The organism is Psychrobacillus sp. FSL K6-4615, assembly GCF_038008225.1.
GTDB classification, from domain to species: Bacteria; Bacillota; Bacilli; order Bacillales_A; family Planococcaceae; genus Psychrobacillus; species Psychrobacillus psychrotolerans.
This window is the reverse complement of record NZ_JBBOYQ010000001.1, coordinates 561,413-576,942: the sequence shown is the minus strand read 5'-3', so window position 1 is coordinate 576,942 and position 15,530 is coordinate 561,413. Positions and strand designations below refer to the sequence as shown.

Annotated in this window: 20 protein-coding genes; 9 read left to right on the top strand and 11 right to left on the bottom strand. The window is 38.0% G+C overall.

Going from position 1 to position 15,530, the window contains the following annotated elements:
- Positions 1-40 precede the first annotated feature (40 nt).
- Positions 41-268: a DUF1450 domain-containing protein gene (locus MKX53_RS02835; RefSeq protein ID WP_093061364.1), complete on the bottom strand. Its 228-nt coding sequence runs from the start codon at positions 266-268 to the stop codon at positions 41-43.
- Between the two features lie 255 nt (positions 269-523).
- Here MKX53_RS02835 and MKX53_RS02830 point away from each other — a divergent pair, with 255 nt between their 5' ends.
- Positions 524-1,147: an RsfA family transcriptional regulator gene (locus MKX53_RS02830; RefSeq protein WP_093535843.1), complete on the top strand. Its 624-nt coding sequence runs from the start codon at positions 524-526 to the stop codon at positions 1,145-1,147.
- A gap of 19 nt (positions 1,148-1,166) precedes the next feature.
- Here MKX53_RS02830 and MKX53_RS02825 read toward each other — a convergent pair whose 3' ends face one another.
- Both MKX53_RS02825 and pta read right to left on the bottom strand, forming a co-directional pair.
- Positions 1,167-1,997, bottom strand: coding sequence for a lipoate--protein ligase family protein (locus MKX53_RS02825; protein ID WP_340764365.1), 831 nt, complete (start codon positions 1,995-1,997; stop codon positions 1,167-1,169).
- Positions 1,998-2,017: 20 nt separating this feature from the next.
- Complete coding sequence (gene pta, locus MKX53_RS02820) at positions 2,018-2,962, bottom strand: phosphate acetyltransferase (protein WP_340761438.1); 945 nt, start codon at positions 2,960-2,962, stop codon at positions 2,018-2,020.
- Positions 2,963-3,114: 152 nt separating this feature from the next.
- Between pta and hemQ the strand changes: the two genes are divergently transcribed.
- From hemQ to gerQ, 3 genes are all read left to right on the top strand, one after another.
- The gene (gene hemQ / locus MKX53_RS02815) at positions 3,115-3,864 is read left to right on the top strand and encodes a hydrogen peroxide-dependent heme synthase (protein WP_093535847.1); all 750 of its coding nucleotides are present in this window, start codon (positions 3,115-3,117) and stop codon (positions 3,862-3,864) included.
- Between the two features lie 110 nt (positions 3,865-3,974).
- Positions 3,975-4,394: a cell wall hydrolase gene (locus MKX53_RS02810; protein ID WP_340768206.1), complete on the top strand. Its 420-nt coding sequence runs from the start codon at positions 3,975-3,977 to the stop codon at positions 4,392-4,394.
- Positions 4,395-4,412: 18 nt separating this feature from the next.
- Entirely contained in the window at positions 4,413-4,742 is a 330-nt protein-coding gene (gene gerQ / locus MKX53_RS02805) for a spore coat protein GerQ (RefSeq protein ID WP_340908893.1), read from the top strand.
- Between the two features lie 480 nt (positions 4,743-5,222).
- On the opposite strand, the gene MKX53_RS02800 is transcribed toward gerQ, so the two are convergent.
- From MKX53_RS02800 to MKX53_RS02780, 5 genes are read right to left on the bottom strand one after another with little or no spacing between them, the layout of a single operon-like run.
- Positions 5,223-5,603, bottom strand: a complete 381-nt coding sequence (locus tag MKX53_RS02800; protein WP_093535853.1) for a DUF423 domain-containing protein — start codon at positions 5,601-5,603, stop codon at positions 5,223-5,225.
- Positions 5,604-5,622: 19 nt separating this feature from the next.
- On the bottom strand, positions 5,623-5,874 hold the full coding sequence (locus tag MKX53_RS02795; RefSeq protein ID WP_093535855.1) for a YwdI family protein: 252 nt from the start codon (positions 5,872-5,874) through the stop codon (positions 5,623-5,625).
- The gene (locus MKX53_RS02790; protein WP_093535857.1) at positions 5,871-6,050 is read right to left on the bottom strand and encodes a uracil-DNA glycosylase; all 180 of its coding nucleotides are present in this window, start codon (positions 6,048-6,050) and stop codon (positions 5,871-5,873) included. Before MKX53_RS02790 ends, MKX53_RS02795 begins: the two co-directional genes overlap by 4 nt.
- 37 nt (positions 6,051-6,087) lie before the next feature.
- A complete protein-coding gene (locus MKX53_RS02785) occupies positions 6,088-6,741 on the bottom strand; it encodes a uracil-DNA glycosylase (RefSeq protein ID WP_340908891.1) in 654 nt (217 codons plus the stop codon).
- Positions 6,742-6,748: 7 nt separating this feature from the next.
- The gene (locus MKX53_RS02780) at positions 6,749-7,561 is read right to left on the bottom strand and encodes a DUF4230 domain-containing protein (RefSeq protein WP_340908888.1); all 813 of its coding nucleotides are present in this window, start codon (positions 7,559-7,561) and stop codon (positions 6,749-6,751) included.
- 41 nt (positions 7,562-7,602) lie between these two features.
- On the opposite strand from MKX53_RS02780, the gene MKX53_RS02775 reads away from it, so the two are divergent.
- From MKX53_RS02775 to MKX53_RS02755, 5 genes are all read left to right on the top strand, one after another.
- Entirely contained in the window at positions 7,603-7,860 is a 258-nt protein-coding gene (locus tag MKX53_RS02775; RefSeq protein WP_093535863.1) for a hypothetical protein, read from the top strand.
- Between the two features lie 69 nt (positions 7,861-7,929).
- Positions 7,930-8,763 (top strand): bifunctional hydroxymethylpyrimidine kinase/phosphomethylpyrimidine kinase, encoded by an 834-nt coding sequence (gene thiD, locus MKX53_RS02770; protein ID WP_340908886.1) that lies wholly within the window; start codon positions 7,930-7,932, stop codon positions 8,761-8,763.
- A gap of 126 nt (positions 8,764-8,889) precedes the next feature.
- Entirely contained in the window at positions 8,890-9,240 is a 351-nt protein-coding gene (locus MKX53_RS02765; RefSeq protein WP_093535867.1) for a YojF family protein, read from the top strand.
- Between the two features lie 13 nt (positions 9,241-9,253).
- A complete protein-coding gene (bshB2, locus tag MKX53_RS02760) occupies positions 9,254-9,940 on the top strand; it encodes a bacillithiol biosynthesis deacetylase BshB2 (RefSeq protein ID WP_340908884.1) in 687 nt (228 codons plus the stop codon).
- Between the two features lie 107 nt (positions 9,941-10,047).
- Complete coding sequence (locus MKX53_RS02755) at positions 10,048-11,388, top strand: YjiH family protein (RefSeq protein WP_340908883.1); 1,341 nt, start codon at positions 10,048-10,050, stop codon at positions 11,386-11,388.
- 270 nt (positions 11,389-11,658) lie between these two features.
- Here the strand turns inward: MKX53_RS02755 and MKX53_RS02750 are convergent, their stop codons facing one another.
- From MKX53_RS02750 to MKX53_RS02740, 3 genes are all read right to left on the bottom strand, one after another.
- The gene (locus tag MKX53_RS02750; protein WP_093535873.1) at positions 11,659-12,618 is read right to left on the bottom strand and encodes an L-threonine 3-dehydrogenase; all 960 of its coding nucleotides are present in this window, start codon (positions 12,616-12,618) and stop codon (positions 11,659-11,661) included.
- Between the two features lie 448 nt (positions 12,619-13,066).
- Positions 13,067-14,257: a glycine C-acetyltransferase gene (locus MKX53_RS02745; RefSeq protein WP_093535875.1), complete on the bottom strand. Its 1,191-nt coding sequence runs from the start codon at positions 14,255-14,257 to the stop codon at positions 13,067-13,069.
- 143 nt (positions 14,258-14,400) lie between these two features.
- The gene (locus tag MKX53_RS02740; RefSeq protein WP_340908880.1) at positions 14,401-15,462 is read right to left on the bottom strand and encodes a hypothetical protein; all 1,062 of its coding nucleotides are present in this window, start codon (positions 15,460-15,462) and stop codon (positions 14,401-14,403) included.
- Positions 15,463-15,530 lie beyond the last annotated feature (68 nt).

Sequence of the window (15,530 nt, the reverse complement as noted above, 5' to 3'; positions counted from 1 at the left end):
AAAGAAAAACCCGCATATTGAATACACGGCAAAAGTTCTGTTAATCTGCTATCTTCGCTCGTACTTTTTCCATTAATTCGTCTTCCGTTAACGCAGCAACGGGACGATTATTAATAAAGGCGAATGTTTTTTTTCGTCCGGGACCGCAGTACGACTGACATTCTTTCACTTCAATCTCAGCTTCCGGATCAATCGCTTTTAGTTTAGGTATTAATGTTTTTAAATTGACGGCTTGACACTCATCGCAAACACGAAAATGGTTTGCCATAGTCTTCAACCCCTTTCATTCATTACGTCTTGGCGTAATTGCCTTCTCTTAATATCTGCGATATTCGCCGGAAACATTATCATTTTTTCATTAGTTTTAGTACAAATAGCTGAATGTTTAATAGTAATAGTCTACAGGTCATTGTATCTTAAAGTTTATATTGCTATCAAGTGTATATTACGTGAATAAAAGAGCACTAAGTTGACCATTATGTTAATAGAACAACGAAACTATGAACATGGCAGGAGGAAGAACATGGTAAAAATTAGACAAGACGCATGGATGACAGAGAATGATGAAATGCTAGCAGAGATGGTATTACGTCACGTTCGAGAAGGCAGCACGCAACTAAACGCATTTGAAGAAGCAGGAGACGAATTAAATAGAACTGCAGCGGCTTGTGGATTTCGCTGGAACGCAGTCGTTCGTCATCAATATGAAAATGAGTTAAAGGAAGCGAAAAAAGAAAGAAAAGAAAAGCTTCGTATATTAGGGAAAGATTATAGACGAAGAGGAAATGGAATTTATCTAGCTAAATCTCAAGATGATGGTGAACGCACCCAATCCATTCCGGTATCTGCATTATCGATTGATATTATCATTGCATATCTCGTACGTTTGCAACATAGTGATTCAGATGTTTCTAGATACCGTCACCTTTCAACTATATCAAATGAAAAGATTCGTAAATTAGAAAGTGAGCTTGCAAAACTAGAAAAAGAAAACGCAGCTATTAAACAAGATTACGAGCAATTCGTTCAGATCATGAACCGTGCAAGACGTCTTGTAACTTTAAACGACGAGGAAATACCAGCAGTACCCGTTTTCCAAATGGAGAAGAATGGTAATCTCGTATCTAAAGAACCACCAATCGTTTAGAAGATTGGTGGTTTTTATTTTATTTTTCTAGCATTTTTTTATTGCGATCTACTACTCGTTGCATGTAAAACATATACAAATCCATTTCATCAGGTGTGACAGATTGATGGATGACTGTGTCTGATAACTGTTGGAGCAATTGTTGGATACGAATAACGATATCCTCTACTCTAAACGAGGTATCTAGCAGTTCATTCATAGATGCCATTACTTCTGGTTTAATATCTGGATATGTAAACTTAGTATTTTCACCTTGAATGCCAATTTCGTAAAATCTACGTATCAGTTCTGCTCGTTCACTTCCACTACCTTCAATACATAGATACACCTGCACTGCTATTCCCTGACGCAATCTTCGCTGGGAAATTCCAGCAAACTTTTTACCATCTATACTTAAATCATATGAACCTGGACAATACGATCCAATAATTTCATAAGCTTCTATTTTCCCATCTGCTTCGGGGAATAAAAGCTCGACGAATGCAAGCATCACTTCATAGCCAGTAGGAATATCTATCGCCTGCTTCGCTTCCGGTAAAATAATAGATACATTTAGTACACCTTCATCTAAAACAACTGCTAGTCCTCCCGAATTTCTCACAATAGGGGAATATCCCTGGGTACGAAGAAAGTTCTGCCCATCCTCCACAAACGGGAGTCTGTGATCTTGTATACCTAAAACAACAGTTTGAGAGTGGACCCACGTACGTACAGTAGCCGGTGACTGTTGTTGTCCTACTAGGTGACATAGTAAATCATCTGATGCGAATGATTCAAGTGCAGATCTACTTTTCCCACTAAGCGATTGATCCCAAAATCGCCATTTTTCTTGCTGCAATAAAACTTCTATTTCTGACATGTGACTACTCCTCAAATAAGTGCTTGTGCAGCAGTAATATAAGCTAACTTATAAACATCCTCTGCAGAACAACCTCGTGATAAATCATTAACTGGTGCATTCAATCCTTGTAAAATAGGGCCAATTGCTTCGAACTCACCTAAACGTTGCGCAATTTTATAACCAATATTCCCTGCCTCTAATGAAGGAAATACAAATACAGTCGCATCCCCTTGTAGTACAGCATCAGGCGCCTTTTTCGCCGCTATCGCAGGGACTATACTTGCATCAAATTGTAGCTCTCCTTCTATTAGAATAGTGGAGTCCAACTCTTTGGCTAATTCAGTTGCTCTCACTACCTTTTCAGTTTCCTCTGATTGCGCCGAGCCTTTTGTAGAGAAGGATAGCATCGCCACTTTCGGTTTTATACCAAAGGCTGCAGCTGTTTTAGCACTTTCAACCGCTATTTCTGCTAAATCCTCGCTCGTTGGGGAAATGGTAATCGCACAATCCGCAAATACATACCGAGTCTCCCCTTTCACCATAATGAATGCTCCACTTGTTTTCGAGATTCCTGGCTTTGTTTTAATAATTTGTAATGCAGGACGTACCGTTTCAGCAGTCGTATGCGCTGCTCCGCTTACCAAGCCATTTGCCTTTTTCATATAGACTAGCATCGTTCCGAAATAATTAACATCTTGTAGGATCTCTTGAGCTTGTTCTTCTGTCACTTTGCCTTTTCGACGTTCTACAAAAGCAGCGACAAGCTCGTCCATTTTTTCATAATTTTGAGGGTTAATAACAGTTAAAGCAGAAGGGACTTCTTCTTTGTTTCCAATAATAATAGGATGAATAATTCCTTCTTCCTGGAGTTTCAATGCCGCTGAAATGATTCGTTCATCATTTCCCTCTGGCAATATAATGGATAGTTTGGCGTCCCTTAATTTCTCTTTTATCTCTTGAAATAAATCTGCCATATTGTCTCCTCCTACGCTCTTTTTTGTTACTTCAAGCATACACGAGATTGTCACAGATTGTCATGTGCGAGCCGTACCATTAGAAGAAATGTTCGGGACTATATGATACACTAAATGGGAGATATTTTTAATCTAAAGGAGTGTCATAATTTATGAATGAAGCAGCAATTACATTAGATGGTTGGTACGTATTACATGATTTCCGCCAAATGGACTGGGCATCGTGGAAACAAGTAGATCCAGAACTACGCAAACAAGCTACAGATGAGTTCGTAGCATTTTTAGATGAAATGCAACTTGCGGATGATGCTAAAACAGGAGCACATGCTTTTTACACAATCGTTGGGCAAAAAGCTGATTTTATGTTAATGACATTACGTCCAACAATGGATGAACTTCAAGAACTAGAAGCAAGATTTAATAAATTAACAATTGCCGATTTCACAATTCCAGGTTACTCATATGTTTCAGTAGTAGAATTGTCTAACTACCTTGCTGGTGAATCTAACGAAGATCCATATCAAAACCCACATGTACGTGCACGTTTATATCCAGAGCTTCAACGTTCTCAATATATTTGCTTCTATCCAATGGACAAGCGTCGTGACGGTAATGACAACTGGTATATGCTTCCAATGCAAGAGCGTAAAGATTTAATGCGTAGCCATGGCATGATCGGTCGCAGCTATGCTGGAAAAGTTAAGCAAATTATCTCTGGATCAATCGGCTTTGACGATTTTGAATGGGGCGTAACACTATTCTCAGACGATGTTCTTCAATTTAAAAAGCTAATATACGAAATGCGTTTTGATGAAGTAAGCGCTCGTTATGCAGAATTTGGATCATTCTTCACTGGTACTATTCTTGCAGGCGAGAAACGCTCTACATTCTTTAATATCTAAAATTAAAGGACTGCCATTGTGCAGTCTTTTTTTTTGCTTCTATATGTCTATACAAACTTTGTTCATCATTTGCAATCTGTTTGCATAGTGTATGGGTAGGAGGTGATGCAATGGCAGTCGTCAAATCCAACACAAAGCAACTGGAATTACTTGCGAGGCTGATGCGATCAGAAGCTGAAGGTGAGGGTGAGCTTGGCATGCTCATGGTAGGGAACGTAGGAGTAAATAGAGTTCGTGCTGCCTGCCTAGATTTCAAAGATATACGTACGCTGGAGGAAATGGTTTTTCAAAGCCCTGGAGGATTTGAAGCAACACAGAAGTCGTACTTCTATCAAAGTGCACGTGAGCAAGATAAAAAACTTGCCCAACGAGTGATTAATGGGGAGCGGTTTCACCCTGCAACTCGTTCATTATGGTTTTTTGAACCAGCAGGAGAATGTCCTGCACAATGGTATAACCAACCGAATACAGGCCGTTTTAAATCACATTGCTTCTTCGCACCTTCTACTGCAGATTGTCCCCAAATATAAATTTGAAAGGATGTTTGAATGGTTCAATATTATTGGCACCCTGGAGGTTACCCTCAACAGCAGCAAATGCAACAACCTATGACCCCCCCTCAAATACCGGCAGCTATTAGAGGACAGGAAGAATCTTATATTGAAAATATTTTAAGAGCCAACAAAGGCAAGTTAGGTACATTCTATTTTACGTTCGAGAACAACCGAGAAAGGAATAATTTTGTTGTTACCGGCTATATAGAAGCTGCAGGTCGCGATCATGTTATTATTAGTGATCCAAATGGTAAAAGATACTTAATGCTTATGATTTACTTAGATTATGTAACATTTGATGAAGAAATTAATTATTACGCTTGATACTTAAAGCTTATTCGTTATGCGAATAAGCTTTTTTGGTGCTTAAGTAAACTCAGACCCAGTCCTCTAATAATAAAAATGTAGATATGAAATTGATTTTCGCTCCGAGCGGATGCTTTCCGTGGACACGGCTTCAGCCGCTTCCCTCGCTAACGCTCAGTCCAGAGTCTTCAGCTCGCGCTGTTCCCACCAATCAAATGGATCCATTTGATATACACATTCTTCATTACAGAATAGTAGCCCAATTCAACAGACGGTTTTATCCCTACATAACCTTAGACTACTCTTATTATCTGCGTTGTCACACGAGGTGGCGCTCCTAGCCTTTGTTTTCTACCTGAAACGGAAATCAGCAGTATTATTCATTCTTCTAAGTTCATTAAAACCAATGCTCATACTGATTTATATACACTTTTTGGTGTATGGAATCATAAATTGAGAAACAAAAAAGCCGAACCCTTGATAGGTTCGACTTTCCGATTAGTTTGCATATTTTACTGCTGCAACTATAAGCATAATCCATCCAACTAAAAATGCTACTCCACCGATTGGTGTTACTGCTCCTAAAATACTAATACCTGTTAAGCTCAATACATATAAACTACCTGAGAAGATAATAATTCCTGCAAGTATAAAGTATCCTGCAGTATTCAAGGTAGAAATTGGCCCGAGTACTTTGCTACTCATCAATATACCAATAGCAACTAAAGCTAATGCATGGAACATCTGGTATTGTACTGCTGTTTCCCATGTTGCCAAGTATTTGTCAGCCACTTTACCTTCCAAAAGATGAGCTCCAAAGGCTCCAAGTGCTACGGATAGAAAACCGTTAATAGCACCTGCTATAATAAAAAACTTCACGAAACTCTCCTTCTTTCTCTTAAAAATCGAATAGGGAATCACCATTTGCATCTTCTTCTTTTATAGCAACTGGTTGTGTAGGTAAAATTGTTGAAGTCGTTTGCACACTTCTAGTAGTTGGAACTTGTAATGGAATTTGCACTTCTAAACCAACATCACACAATGCTTTAATCGCAACTAATGATTCTCTGAAAGATTGCTCATTGCCACTAGTTTTTGCATATTTTAGATGTTTATCTATTTGCATTAATAGTTGCTCATTAGAAATCATCGTCTTAGTCCCTCCACTTGCTTTGGTTCAAATTTCATGCATTCCATTCCTGAGGAACGCAGTACTACTACGGAGGGAAGTTCCTTTGTTTTAAATCCGTAAGCTTTACAACCACGAGGATTTCTCGCATCCCATGTCGTAAAGAAATGTCGACATTTAAAACAATTTACAGCCAATGTCCTCCCCTACTTTCCATTGCCTATCGTAGCATAATTATAGGCAAAAATCGATTGGTTCCTCTCCCCATGCAGCTAAACTCGCATTGATTTTAGAATATGGCTTACTTCCTAAAAATCCTCGATGTGCACTTAATGGGCTTGGATGAGGTGCTTGAATAATCGTATGTTTTTCTGTGTCAATTAGTGTTATTTTAGACTGCGCTGGCTTACCCCATAAAACAAATATAATAGGTTTGTCTCGGTTGGAGAGCTTTTGGATTACTGTATCCGTAAAAGTTTCCCAACCCATTCCTTTATGAGAGTTAGCTTCTCCTGCTCGTACAGTTAAAACTGTATTTAGTAAAAGGACCCCTTGTTTCGCCCACTTTTCTAAATATCCACTCGTTGGAAGAGGACAACCTAAATCATCTTCTAATTCCTTCAACATATTCCGTAAGCTTGGAGGTATACGAACTCCTGGCTTCACAGAGAAGCTCATTCCATGGGCTTGCCCTTCCCCGTGATAAGGGTCTTGTCCCAAAATTACTACCCTGACATTATCATAGGTGGTCATCTTAAACGCACTGTGGATTTCGGTACGTTTGGGAAAAATTGTTTGAGATGCATATTCCTCATCTAAAAATAATTGTAACTTTTTAAAATAAGGCTTCTCCTGTTCCTCTCTTAACACATCTTTCCAACTAAGCATGTACTTGTCACTCCTTAAACTCCACTTCTACATCATAATTCACTAACTGGAACATTTCTCTCACTGACTTAGCCGCATTTTCTTCTGCTAGCTCTAAAATACCTTGTCCAGTTGTTTCTTCAATCATCATTTTTTTTGCAGTCTCTGCAAGTTCATATCCCTCTTTAATATCTGCTTTCTCACGGAATAATCCTTCATATGAAAATACTTCTACCTGTTCAAATAAAATCTCTGGTCCACCTAGAAATTCAGGCTTTGGCAATATTAACTTAGCCGTCCTATTTTCTTCATCTACATCTATATCTGCCTCGACCACCTGCGAAAAATCGACACCTGCTTTGACAGAACCAGGTATAACCACTAGAAGTTGTCGCTTAGTGCCAGGCAAATCAATGCCAATCTCTTTTCCAAATACTGCATTATCTTGTCTTTCAATAATTACTTTCGTATAAGCCTGGGCAGTTGACAACTCATTCAACGCTTGAACTTGTTCCACGAATGAGCCTTTACTTTCAGTGAACGTACTTCCTTTAATAGCCCAAAAAGCTGCAAATGGAAGGGCTGCTATTAATAAGAGAATGAGTAGTCCAATAAGTAGGAAGGGCTTTGTACCAAACCTGTATAAAGTTCGTGGCATCTTCCAAACATTAAATCCTTTACGTGAAGGGCTTTCTGCAATAGTAGCTGCCGACTCATCTTGAGCTTTTAATTCTTCCAAGAGCTTTTCCATTTCTCGAATCTTGTCCTCTTTTCGCATATCATCCCTCTTTTCCTCTAAATCTATTACGTTTACATTAGCTAAAAGTTTCGCTATTAACAACTAATCTACCATGGTACGATAAAAAAAAGGAGTTTTTTCAAATGGCAGATTTTCACTATCGAGAAAAATTAAAACAGATTGAAAAAGCAGCTAGTACCAATATGGTTCCAGAAGGAGCTAAAAACATTGGATTGGGGTGCTTTATTTTTGTATTTGTTTTACTTATTGCATTCCTTATTTTCTTATCTGTTTCATTATGGGTAAACGAAATTATAGTTGGCTCCCTCGTAACAGGTATACTTGTTGTTGTTTGTTTATTTGTTTTATATAAGTTCTGGACAGCTCCTAAGATTCCTTAATGTAAATATCCGAAAAAATCTGCTACAATAAAATAATTATACGCAGCATAGAAAAAGGAGAAAAGTCCAATGTCTATCAAAAAAACACTTACAATAGCTGGTTCCGATACTTCTGGTGGAGCTGGAATTCAAGCAGATTTAAAGACTTTCCAAGAACACGGTACATATGGCATGAATATTTTAACAGTTATTGCTACTATGGATCCTGATAACGGATGGAGCCACGGTGTATTCTCATTGCCAGTAGAAGAGATTAAACGCCAAGCAAAAACGGCATTATCTACAAATGTGGATGCTATCAAAACTGGTATGTTAAGTACGGAAGAAATTATAGAGGCAGCCGGTAATATTATAGAAGAAGCTGGAGTTAAAAGTGTAGTAATTGACCCTGTTATGGTATGTAAAGGCGAGGATGAAGTCCTAAATCCGGGGACAGTGGATGCAATGATCGAGTTTTTACTTCCACGCGCATTAGTCGTTACCCCTAACCTGTTTGAAGCTGGACAACTTTCCGGCCTTGGTGCATTGCACACAATTGAGGATATGAAAGCAGCCGCAGAAAAAATTCATGTTCTTGGTGCGAAAAATGTAGTCATCAAAGGTGGTAAGCAGTTAAAGCACGAAAAAGCTGTAGACTTATTTTACGATGGACAAACACATACACTTTTAGAAACAGAAAAAACAGAAACTACGTATAATCATGGTGCTGGATGTACGTTTGCTGCAGCAATAACGGCAAATTTAGCTAATGGCTTTTCTGTTGCCGATTCAGTTTTTGAGGCGAAAGAATTCGTTTCAGCCGCTATCGCCCACGGTTGGAAATTAAATCAATACGTTGGACCAGTTCTTCACGGTGCTAAAGGTAAATTCGGTGCTCCAGAAGTAACTACTACAACCGTTTAATAAGTATTTAAAAACTCGTAGAGTCATCGATGACTTACGAGTTTTTTTGTGTCTAATTCAATCATTCGCATCATTAAGTTTTTTTCATTATACTAATAGCAGACAGTATACTAGGAGGCAATATGAATGGAACTTGTTCAAGTAGAACGCTTGCAGGAGCTTTTGAATAATTTTGCAAACGAAGATGTATATATACATTTAGAAACAACAAATGGAGCCTATGCGGCACATTTTAATGAGAGTGTGTTTAATGCGGGTGCATTCATTCGTAACGTTATCATACGTTATGAACTTGGAAAAATAGCAGGAGAATCACCACATCGTATAGGGTTAAAACTTCCGCATGGTTGGGTGTATGCACAAGGGATTACCCATTTCGAGTTAGATGAGCACGGAAGATTATTGATGGCTGGACATGACCAAACTGGGAAATTGGCCGTTGCATTACAAATTAGCAAAACACCATTTACTTACTAAGGAGGACACATAAATGACATTACCAATGGAACGACATGTATTAGTTGTATTCCCTCACCCTGACGATGAAGCATTTGGGGTATCAGGTACAATAGCAACTTATATTAACCAAGGAATTCCGGTTACATACGCTTGCTTAACACTAGGGGAAATGGGAAGAAACTTAGGAAACCCTCCTTTCGCCACTCGTGAGACATTGCCGCAAGTTCGCAAAGATGAACTACTTGCATCTGCTAAAGCAATGGGATTGACAGACCTTCGTATGATGGGTTTACGTGATAAAACGGTAGAATTTGAGGACGATGAAAAAATGGTAGAGATGATGCAAAACCTAATCTCTGATACGAACCCATCCCTAGTAATTACGTTTTATCCAAATTATGCAGTTCATCCTGATCATGATGCGACTGGACGTGCAATGATTCGCGCAGTGAGACGTATGCCTGAGGAACAACGCCCAACAATTTATGCTTTAGCGTTTTCAAATGATTCTAAGGAAGTCTTAGGAGAGCCAGATATTGTTCATAACATTAAAGAAGCTGCAGAGCAAAAAATGGGATCTATGCGTGCGCATATTTCACAGACTGCATGGATGTTAGAAGAAATGGATAAACGTCTAGCTGATGGAGAAACTGAAGCAGAAAATTGGCTAAACTTCGAACGTTTTTACACATATGACTTCTCCAAAGATTTCGAATAAAGGAACTTTCTTTAAGCTATAGACTTCTTCATGCAATTGAATTATTATGTATAAACAGTATTAGTTGATGTATAAATATTCACATATATAGAAAGTTGGTCTTTTGCATGAAAAAGTTTTCTTTATCCACTTGGCTATTATTCCTGCTACCATCTATAGCAGGTGTTATTCTTTTTATGATCCCTCTACCTATTGACGAAGGAATTCAAATACCTATTGCATGGTTTGCTAGTATTCTTTCTACCTTACTTGAACCAGTCGTCCAATGGGTTGCATTAGTAACACTTTTAATCGCTGCGATTGGCTCGATTATTTTTCTGTTCAGACCAAAAGAAGAGACTTTTATCAATAACTTATTCAAAGTAACTCCTTTTTGGACAGTTACACGTATTGTCGGTGCAGTCTTTTCTATTTTGATCATCTGGCAGATTGGTCCTGAGGCAATTTGGAGTGAAAATACAGGTGGAATGTTATTAAGTCCAACTGGATTAGTGTCCTTCCTATTTACTATTTTCTTATTCGCAGGATTGTTGTTACCTCTACTACTAAACTTCGGACTATTGGAGTTCTTTGGTACGATGATGGTGAAAATCATGCGTCCTCTATTCAAGTTACCCGGTCGCTCTGCCGTTGACGCTCTTACTTCATGGGTTGGAGATGGGACAATCGGGGTTTTGCTTACTAGTAGACAGTATGAAGAAGGATATTACACGAAGAAAGAAGCGGCGATTATTGGTTCTACTTTCTCCGTTGTTTCTATAACATTTTGTATCGTTGTATTAGATCAAGTTGGTTTAGGTAATTACTTTATACCATATTATTTAACTGTGTTGCTTTGTGGTGTGGTACTCGCATTTATCATGCCAAGAATTTATCCACTTGCTAGAAAAGAGGATACACATATTGACGGACGTCCACTTGATCTAGAAGCAGAAAAATTCCCTGAAAATTATAATGCAGTTACGCATGGTTTAGAAAATGCATTAAATACTGCTAGTAAAAACCGTTCAATTAGTAAGTTTTTCACGGATGGTATAAAAAATGTTTTTGATATGTATATAGGGGTGGCACCTGTAGTACTTGCATTCGGTACGATTGCATTAATGCTTGCCGAATATACTCCGGTATTTGCTATTTTAGGTAAACCTTTTGAGCCTCTATTAATGTTATTTGGTATTCCAGAAGCAGCGGCAGCAGCACAAACAATGGTTGTTGGTTTTGCGGATATGTTCCTTCCGTCTATTCTTGGAGCATCTATTGAATCAGAAATGACTCGCTTCTTTATCGCTACAATGTCTGTAACGCAGCTGATTTATATGTCTGAAGTTGGTGGCTTGTTATTAGGTTCGAAAATTCCGGTTAATATTAAAGACTTAGTCGTTATTTTCTTATTACGTACGCTTATTTCATTCCCAATCATTGCAGTAGTCGCACATATATTGTTTTAAATAAGAAAGACCGGGTATAAAAAACAACCGGTCTTTGTAGATAAAACCTATTTCTATTGTTAAAGTGCTTTGGACAGATTTTATGCTATATGATTACCATTTAATTTTTAAAGAGGCTGTTCGTGACTGACGTCACAAATAGCCTCTTTTTTCTCGGTAATCTTATGGGTTTTGACTGTCCATCGTCTTTTTTAGATAACTAGAGAAAAAATGCTATCCAATTTTTATAGCACAAAATCAATTAATGATACAACAGAAAAACAGTGGACCTTATAGTAGGTCCGCTGTTTGTTTTGCTGCTAGTTTAGTTAACATATCTTTTGTCATTGCATCTAGATCATATTTATATGAAAAGCCCCATTCTTCCTTTGCAGCCGCTGCATCTATAGAATCTGGCCAGCTATTTGCTATTGCTTGACGAATCGGATCCACTTCAAAGTCCATAGTGAAAGTCGGTATTTCCTTACGGATTGATGCTGCGATTTGCTCTGGTTCAAAGCTCATTGCCGTTACATTGAACGCATTGCGATGGATCAATTTTGAAGCATCCGCCTCCATTAAGTCCACAATTGCCTGCAAAGCATCTGGCATATACATCATATCCATATATGTTCCAGCTGCAATATATGATGTATACGAAGCCTCTTTAATGGCTTTATAATAAATATCCACTGCATAATCAGTCGTTCCACCACCAGGTAAAGTTTCATTGGAAATCAGTCCTGGGAAACGCAATCCACGTGTGTCTAACCCAAATTTATTAAAGTAGTAATCACATAATAATTCACCTGAGACTTTGTTCACTCCATACATCGTTGTTGGACGCTGTAATGTATCCTGAGGAGTATTCTTTTTAGGCGTAGAAGGGCCAAATGCTCCAATAGAACTTGGAGTAAAGAACTGCAAACCTAGTTCTCTAGAAGCTTCTAGTGCATTTACTAACCCACCCATATTTAAATTCCATGCAAGTAATGGTTTAGCCTCTGCAGTTGCTGATAAAAGAGCTGCCATATGGATCATCGTATCTGCTTTAAAATCCTTCGCAAGTTGATGCATTTTTTCCCCATCGGTCACATCTAAAATTTCAAAAGGACCACTTTCTGATACAGGTGAAACAACATTTCTAATATCCGTTGCTAATATATTGTCTGAACCATACTCTTTTCGCAATTTGGTTATTAACTCTGAACCGATTTGCCCTAGAGCTCCGGTAACCATAATTTTTTTCATATTATTCTTCCTTCCAAAAACATTTGTATTTTTGAGGAGTGCAAAGATGACGCCAAAACCATTGATATTACTAGTATTTCGTGAAATTAATTATACAATGTTCCCCCAATAAACACAATACAACTTTAAAAGAGTTTCTTACAGTGAAGTACAGGAGGATCATATGAGACTACTTCCATACATCTCTATATTTGTTTTAGGAGTTGCATTAACGGTGCTTGTCTATTTGCAGTTATGCCTTATGCAATAGATGTAATTATAGTAAGAAAAAGATGATTTGAGCACTTTTCGATTAGTAGCTGAGGATAGCATTTTGTTTAGTCAAATGATGTCCAAAATTATAGTTTTTTTATTCATTTAAATGGATAGAAACAAATATGAAAAATTAAACTTAACTTTGTTTCCATAAAAAAGGCTACCAAGTTTTAAACTTGGTAGCTGTTTTAAACTATTTAATTACACCAAGCTCTTTACCAACTTTCTCATAAACAGCGATGGCTTCATCTAGCATTTCTTTCGTATGGGCTGCGGTAGGCATATTACGAACGCGTCCTGTCCCTTTTGGTACGGTTGGGAAAACAATAGATTTGGCATAAACGCCTTCCTCGAATAGTCGTTTGGAGAAGACTTGCGTTAATTTTTCATCGCCAATAATACATGGTGTAATCGGTGTTTCGGATGCTCCGATATTAAATCCAAGTTTCGATAAACCTGCTTTTAAGTAGTCACCATTATCCCAAAGTTTGTCGTGTAATTCAGTGGAATCAATAATCATTTGAACTGCTGCAGTAATTGCTGCTACATCACCTGGTGGTAATGCTGTGGAGAATAGAAATGGACGTGAACGAACCTTTAACCAGTCGATTAAATCCTTTTTACCTGCAACGTATCCACCTACAACACCGATTGCTTTAGAAAGAGTACCAATTTGGAAATCGATTTCTTTTTCTAAACCGAAATGCTTCACAGTTCCCTTCCCTTTACCAGTTACACCTGAACCATGTGCATCGTCTACATAAGTTATTAGATCAAACTCCTTCGCAATCTCCACGATTTCTGGAAGCTTCGCAATATCTCCATCCATGGAGAAAACGCCATCTGTAATAACCATCACCTTGTTATATTGACCTGATTCTGTTGCAGCTTTTGCTTTAGCACGTAAATCATCCATATCGGAGTGGTTAAATGCTATGATTTTCGCACGAGACAGTCGGCATCCATCAATAATAGACGCATGATTTAGTTGGTCTGACAAAATGGCATCGTTTTTGTCCATCACTGCAGAAATAGCTGCCATGTTACAGTTGAAACCTGATTGGTAAGATATAGCCGCTTCCGTTCCCTTGAATTCCGCTAGCTTTTGTTCTAACTTCACATGTAGATCTAGTGTTCCATTAATCGTACGGACAGCTCCAGCTCCAACTCCATACTTGTCTACCGCATCTTTTGCAATTTGTTTTAGCTCTGGATTTGTTGCAAGTCCTAAATAGTTATTCGATGAGAGATTAATGAGCTCAGAGCCCTTCACACTTATTTTCGCGCCATTAGGACCTTCTACTGGGTCGATTTCATTATATAAACCTTGGTTCTTCAATTCATTTAAGTTTTCAGTTAAAAAATTATTTAATATGTGAGACATGTTACTCATCCTTTCACGGGTCATATTCTACTCTATCTTACCATGTGAAAAGGTTTGAGGAAAATAAAGCTGCTATTTTAAAGCCCTACAGACATTTGTCCGTAGGGCCTTGTTATTGCTATTCTCCGATTAATTCCATGCTTTCATCTTATCGTTTCAAGCATTTTCTCCTGTAATTCTCTCCACTTTTCCTCTTCAATTGCTGAGTCGTAAAGCATCTTAATCATTTTCGATTCTCCCGAATATGTGCATAAATAATCTTGAGCAAGTTCCATCTCACTTGCATAGTCATTTCTTACCTCTACTATTTTATCTTCATTTAACATGGTTTGATTGATATGTGGAAAGAAGTCTATAATTTCATCTCCATTACGTTCTGGCTCATAAACATGAGGACTCGTCGCATCAACCACACATAATTGGAGTTCTGGAATCACTATCCCGTCTACACTATTTGCATCCAAGCCACACCAAATATACCTTACATCTAATCCATGTAGCTTTGCCTCTTCCCCAAAGTTCTTCATAAAAGAAGACTTTCCACTACCCGGTAATCCTTTTATATACAATCTATTTTTCAAGTTTTTAGAAATAGACTCCAAAGTATCCTTTGCACCAAGTGGAGTAAGAGAACCCATTAACCGATGTGTAACCTTTGGATTCTTTTGAAGTTGTATATTACCAATACTTTTCTTAGTACGTTCTTCAAGCAAAGCGTTTATACCACCCCAATTTATTGCTCCTTGTATAAGCAATTCCCATTCGTCATGAATTTTTTTTGCTCGAGATAATGCTTGAAGCCCTTTTGATAGCCATACATCATTAGTAATCTGCTTTTCTTTTACTATTGGTCCAATATCATGAAGTTTGCGGTCATTATATGCTTCATAATAGGGTACCCATTCATGACCTGCCCCATAATAGATAGGGTCTACAGTGTCAGCTTGTAAGTAAAGTGTTTTTGTTTCATTAATATACAAGCCTTCCAGCAAATCCTCATGCATTGGGTCATAAAACCACTCCATATTTTTACCTCTACGCACTGCATTATAGCCTATTTCCTTGAATATCTCGGTCAATCGATAGGTGGTTGGCCCTTTAAAGAAATATACTTTGTTCGCCTCTTGAATAATTTCCTTGTAAAAGTTTTTCACACCTTGTCCCGTATATGACCTTCCCATATAATGAGTAATTACCCCGTTCATAGCGTCATCCTCCCTATCATTCCTTCAAGAAATACTATATGCACTGTCCTAGTAAAATATGAAAAAGA

What these genes read in the sequence shown, in the direction of transcription:
- bshB2 (WP_340908884.1), top strand. Translation starts at nt 9,254, where the DNA reads ATGACATTACCAATGGAACGACATGTATTAGTTGTATTCCCTCACCCT.
- gerQ (WP_340908893.1), top strand. Translation starts at nt 4,413, where the DNA reads ATGGTTCAATATTATTGGCACCCTGGAGGTTACCCTCAACAGCAGCAA.
- MKX53_RS02745 (WP_093535875.1), bottom strand. Translation starts at nt 14,257, where the DNA reads ATGTCTCACATATTAAATAATTTTTTAACTGAAAACTTAAATGAATTG.
- MKX53_RS02830 (WP_093535843.1), top strand. Translation starts at nt 524, where the DNA reads ATGGTAAAAATTAGACAAGACGCATGGATGACAGAGAATGATGAAATG.
- MKX53_RS02750 (WP_093535873.1), bottom strand. Translation starts at nt 12,618, where the DNA reads ATGAAAAAAATTATGGTTACCGGAGCTCTAGGGCAAATCGGTTCAGAG.
- thiD (WP_340908886.1), top strand. Translation starts at nt 7,930, where the DNA reads ATGTCTATCAAAAAAACACTTACAATAGCTGGTTCCGATACTTCTGGT.
- hemQ (WP_093535847.1), top strand. Translation starts at nt 3,115, where the DNA reads ATGAATGAAGCAGCAATTACATTAGATGGTTGGTACGTATTACATGAT.
- MKX53_RS02740 (WP_340908880.1), bottom strand. Translation starts at nt 15,462, where the DNA reads ATGAACGGGGTAATTACTCATTATATGGGAAGGTCATATACGGGACAA.
- MKX53_RS02795 (WP_093535855.1), bottom strand. Translation starts at nt 5,874, where the DNA reads ATGATTTCTAATGAGCAACTATTAATGCAAATAGATAAACATCTAAAA.
- MKX53_RS02785 (WP_340908891.1), bottom strand. Translation starts at nt 6,741, where the DNA reads ATGCTTAGTTGGAAAGATGTGTTAAGAGAGGAACAGGAGAAGCCTTAT.
- pta (WP_340761438.1), bottom strand. Translation starts at nt 2,962, where the DNA reads ATGGCAGATTTATTTCAAGAGATAAAAGAGAAATTAAGGGACGCCAAA.
- MKX53_RS02775 (WP_093535863.1), top strand. Translation starts at nt 7,603, where the DNA reads ATGGCAGATTTTCACTATCGAGAAAAATTAAAACAGATTGAAAAAGCA.
- MKX53_RS02835 (WP_093061364.1), bottom strand. Translation starts at nt 268, where the DNA reads ATGGCAAACCATTTTCGTGTTTGCGATGAGTGTCAAGCCGTCAATTTA.
- MKX53_RS02755 (WP_340908883.1), top strand. Translation starts at nt 10,048, where the DNA reads ATGAAAAAGTTTTCTTTATCCACTTGGCTATTATTCCTGCTACCATCT.
- MKX53_RS02765 (WP_093535867.1), top strand. Translation starts at nt 8,890, where the DNA reads ATGGAACTTGTTCAAGTAGAACGCTTGCAGGAGCTTTTGAATAATTTT.
- MKX53_RS02810 (WP_340768206.1), top strand. Translation starts at nt 3,975, where the DNA reads ATGGCAGTCGTCAAATCCAACACAAAGCAACTGGAATTACTTGCGAGG.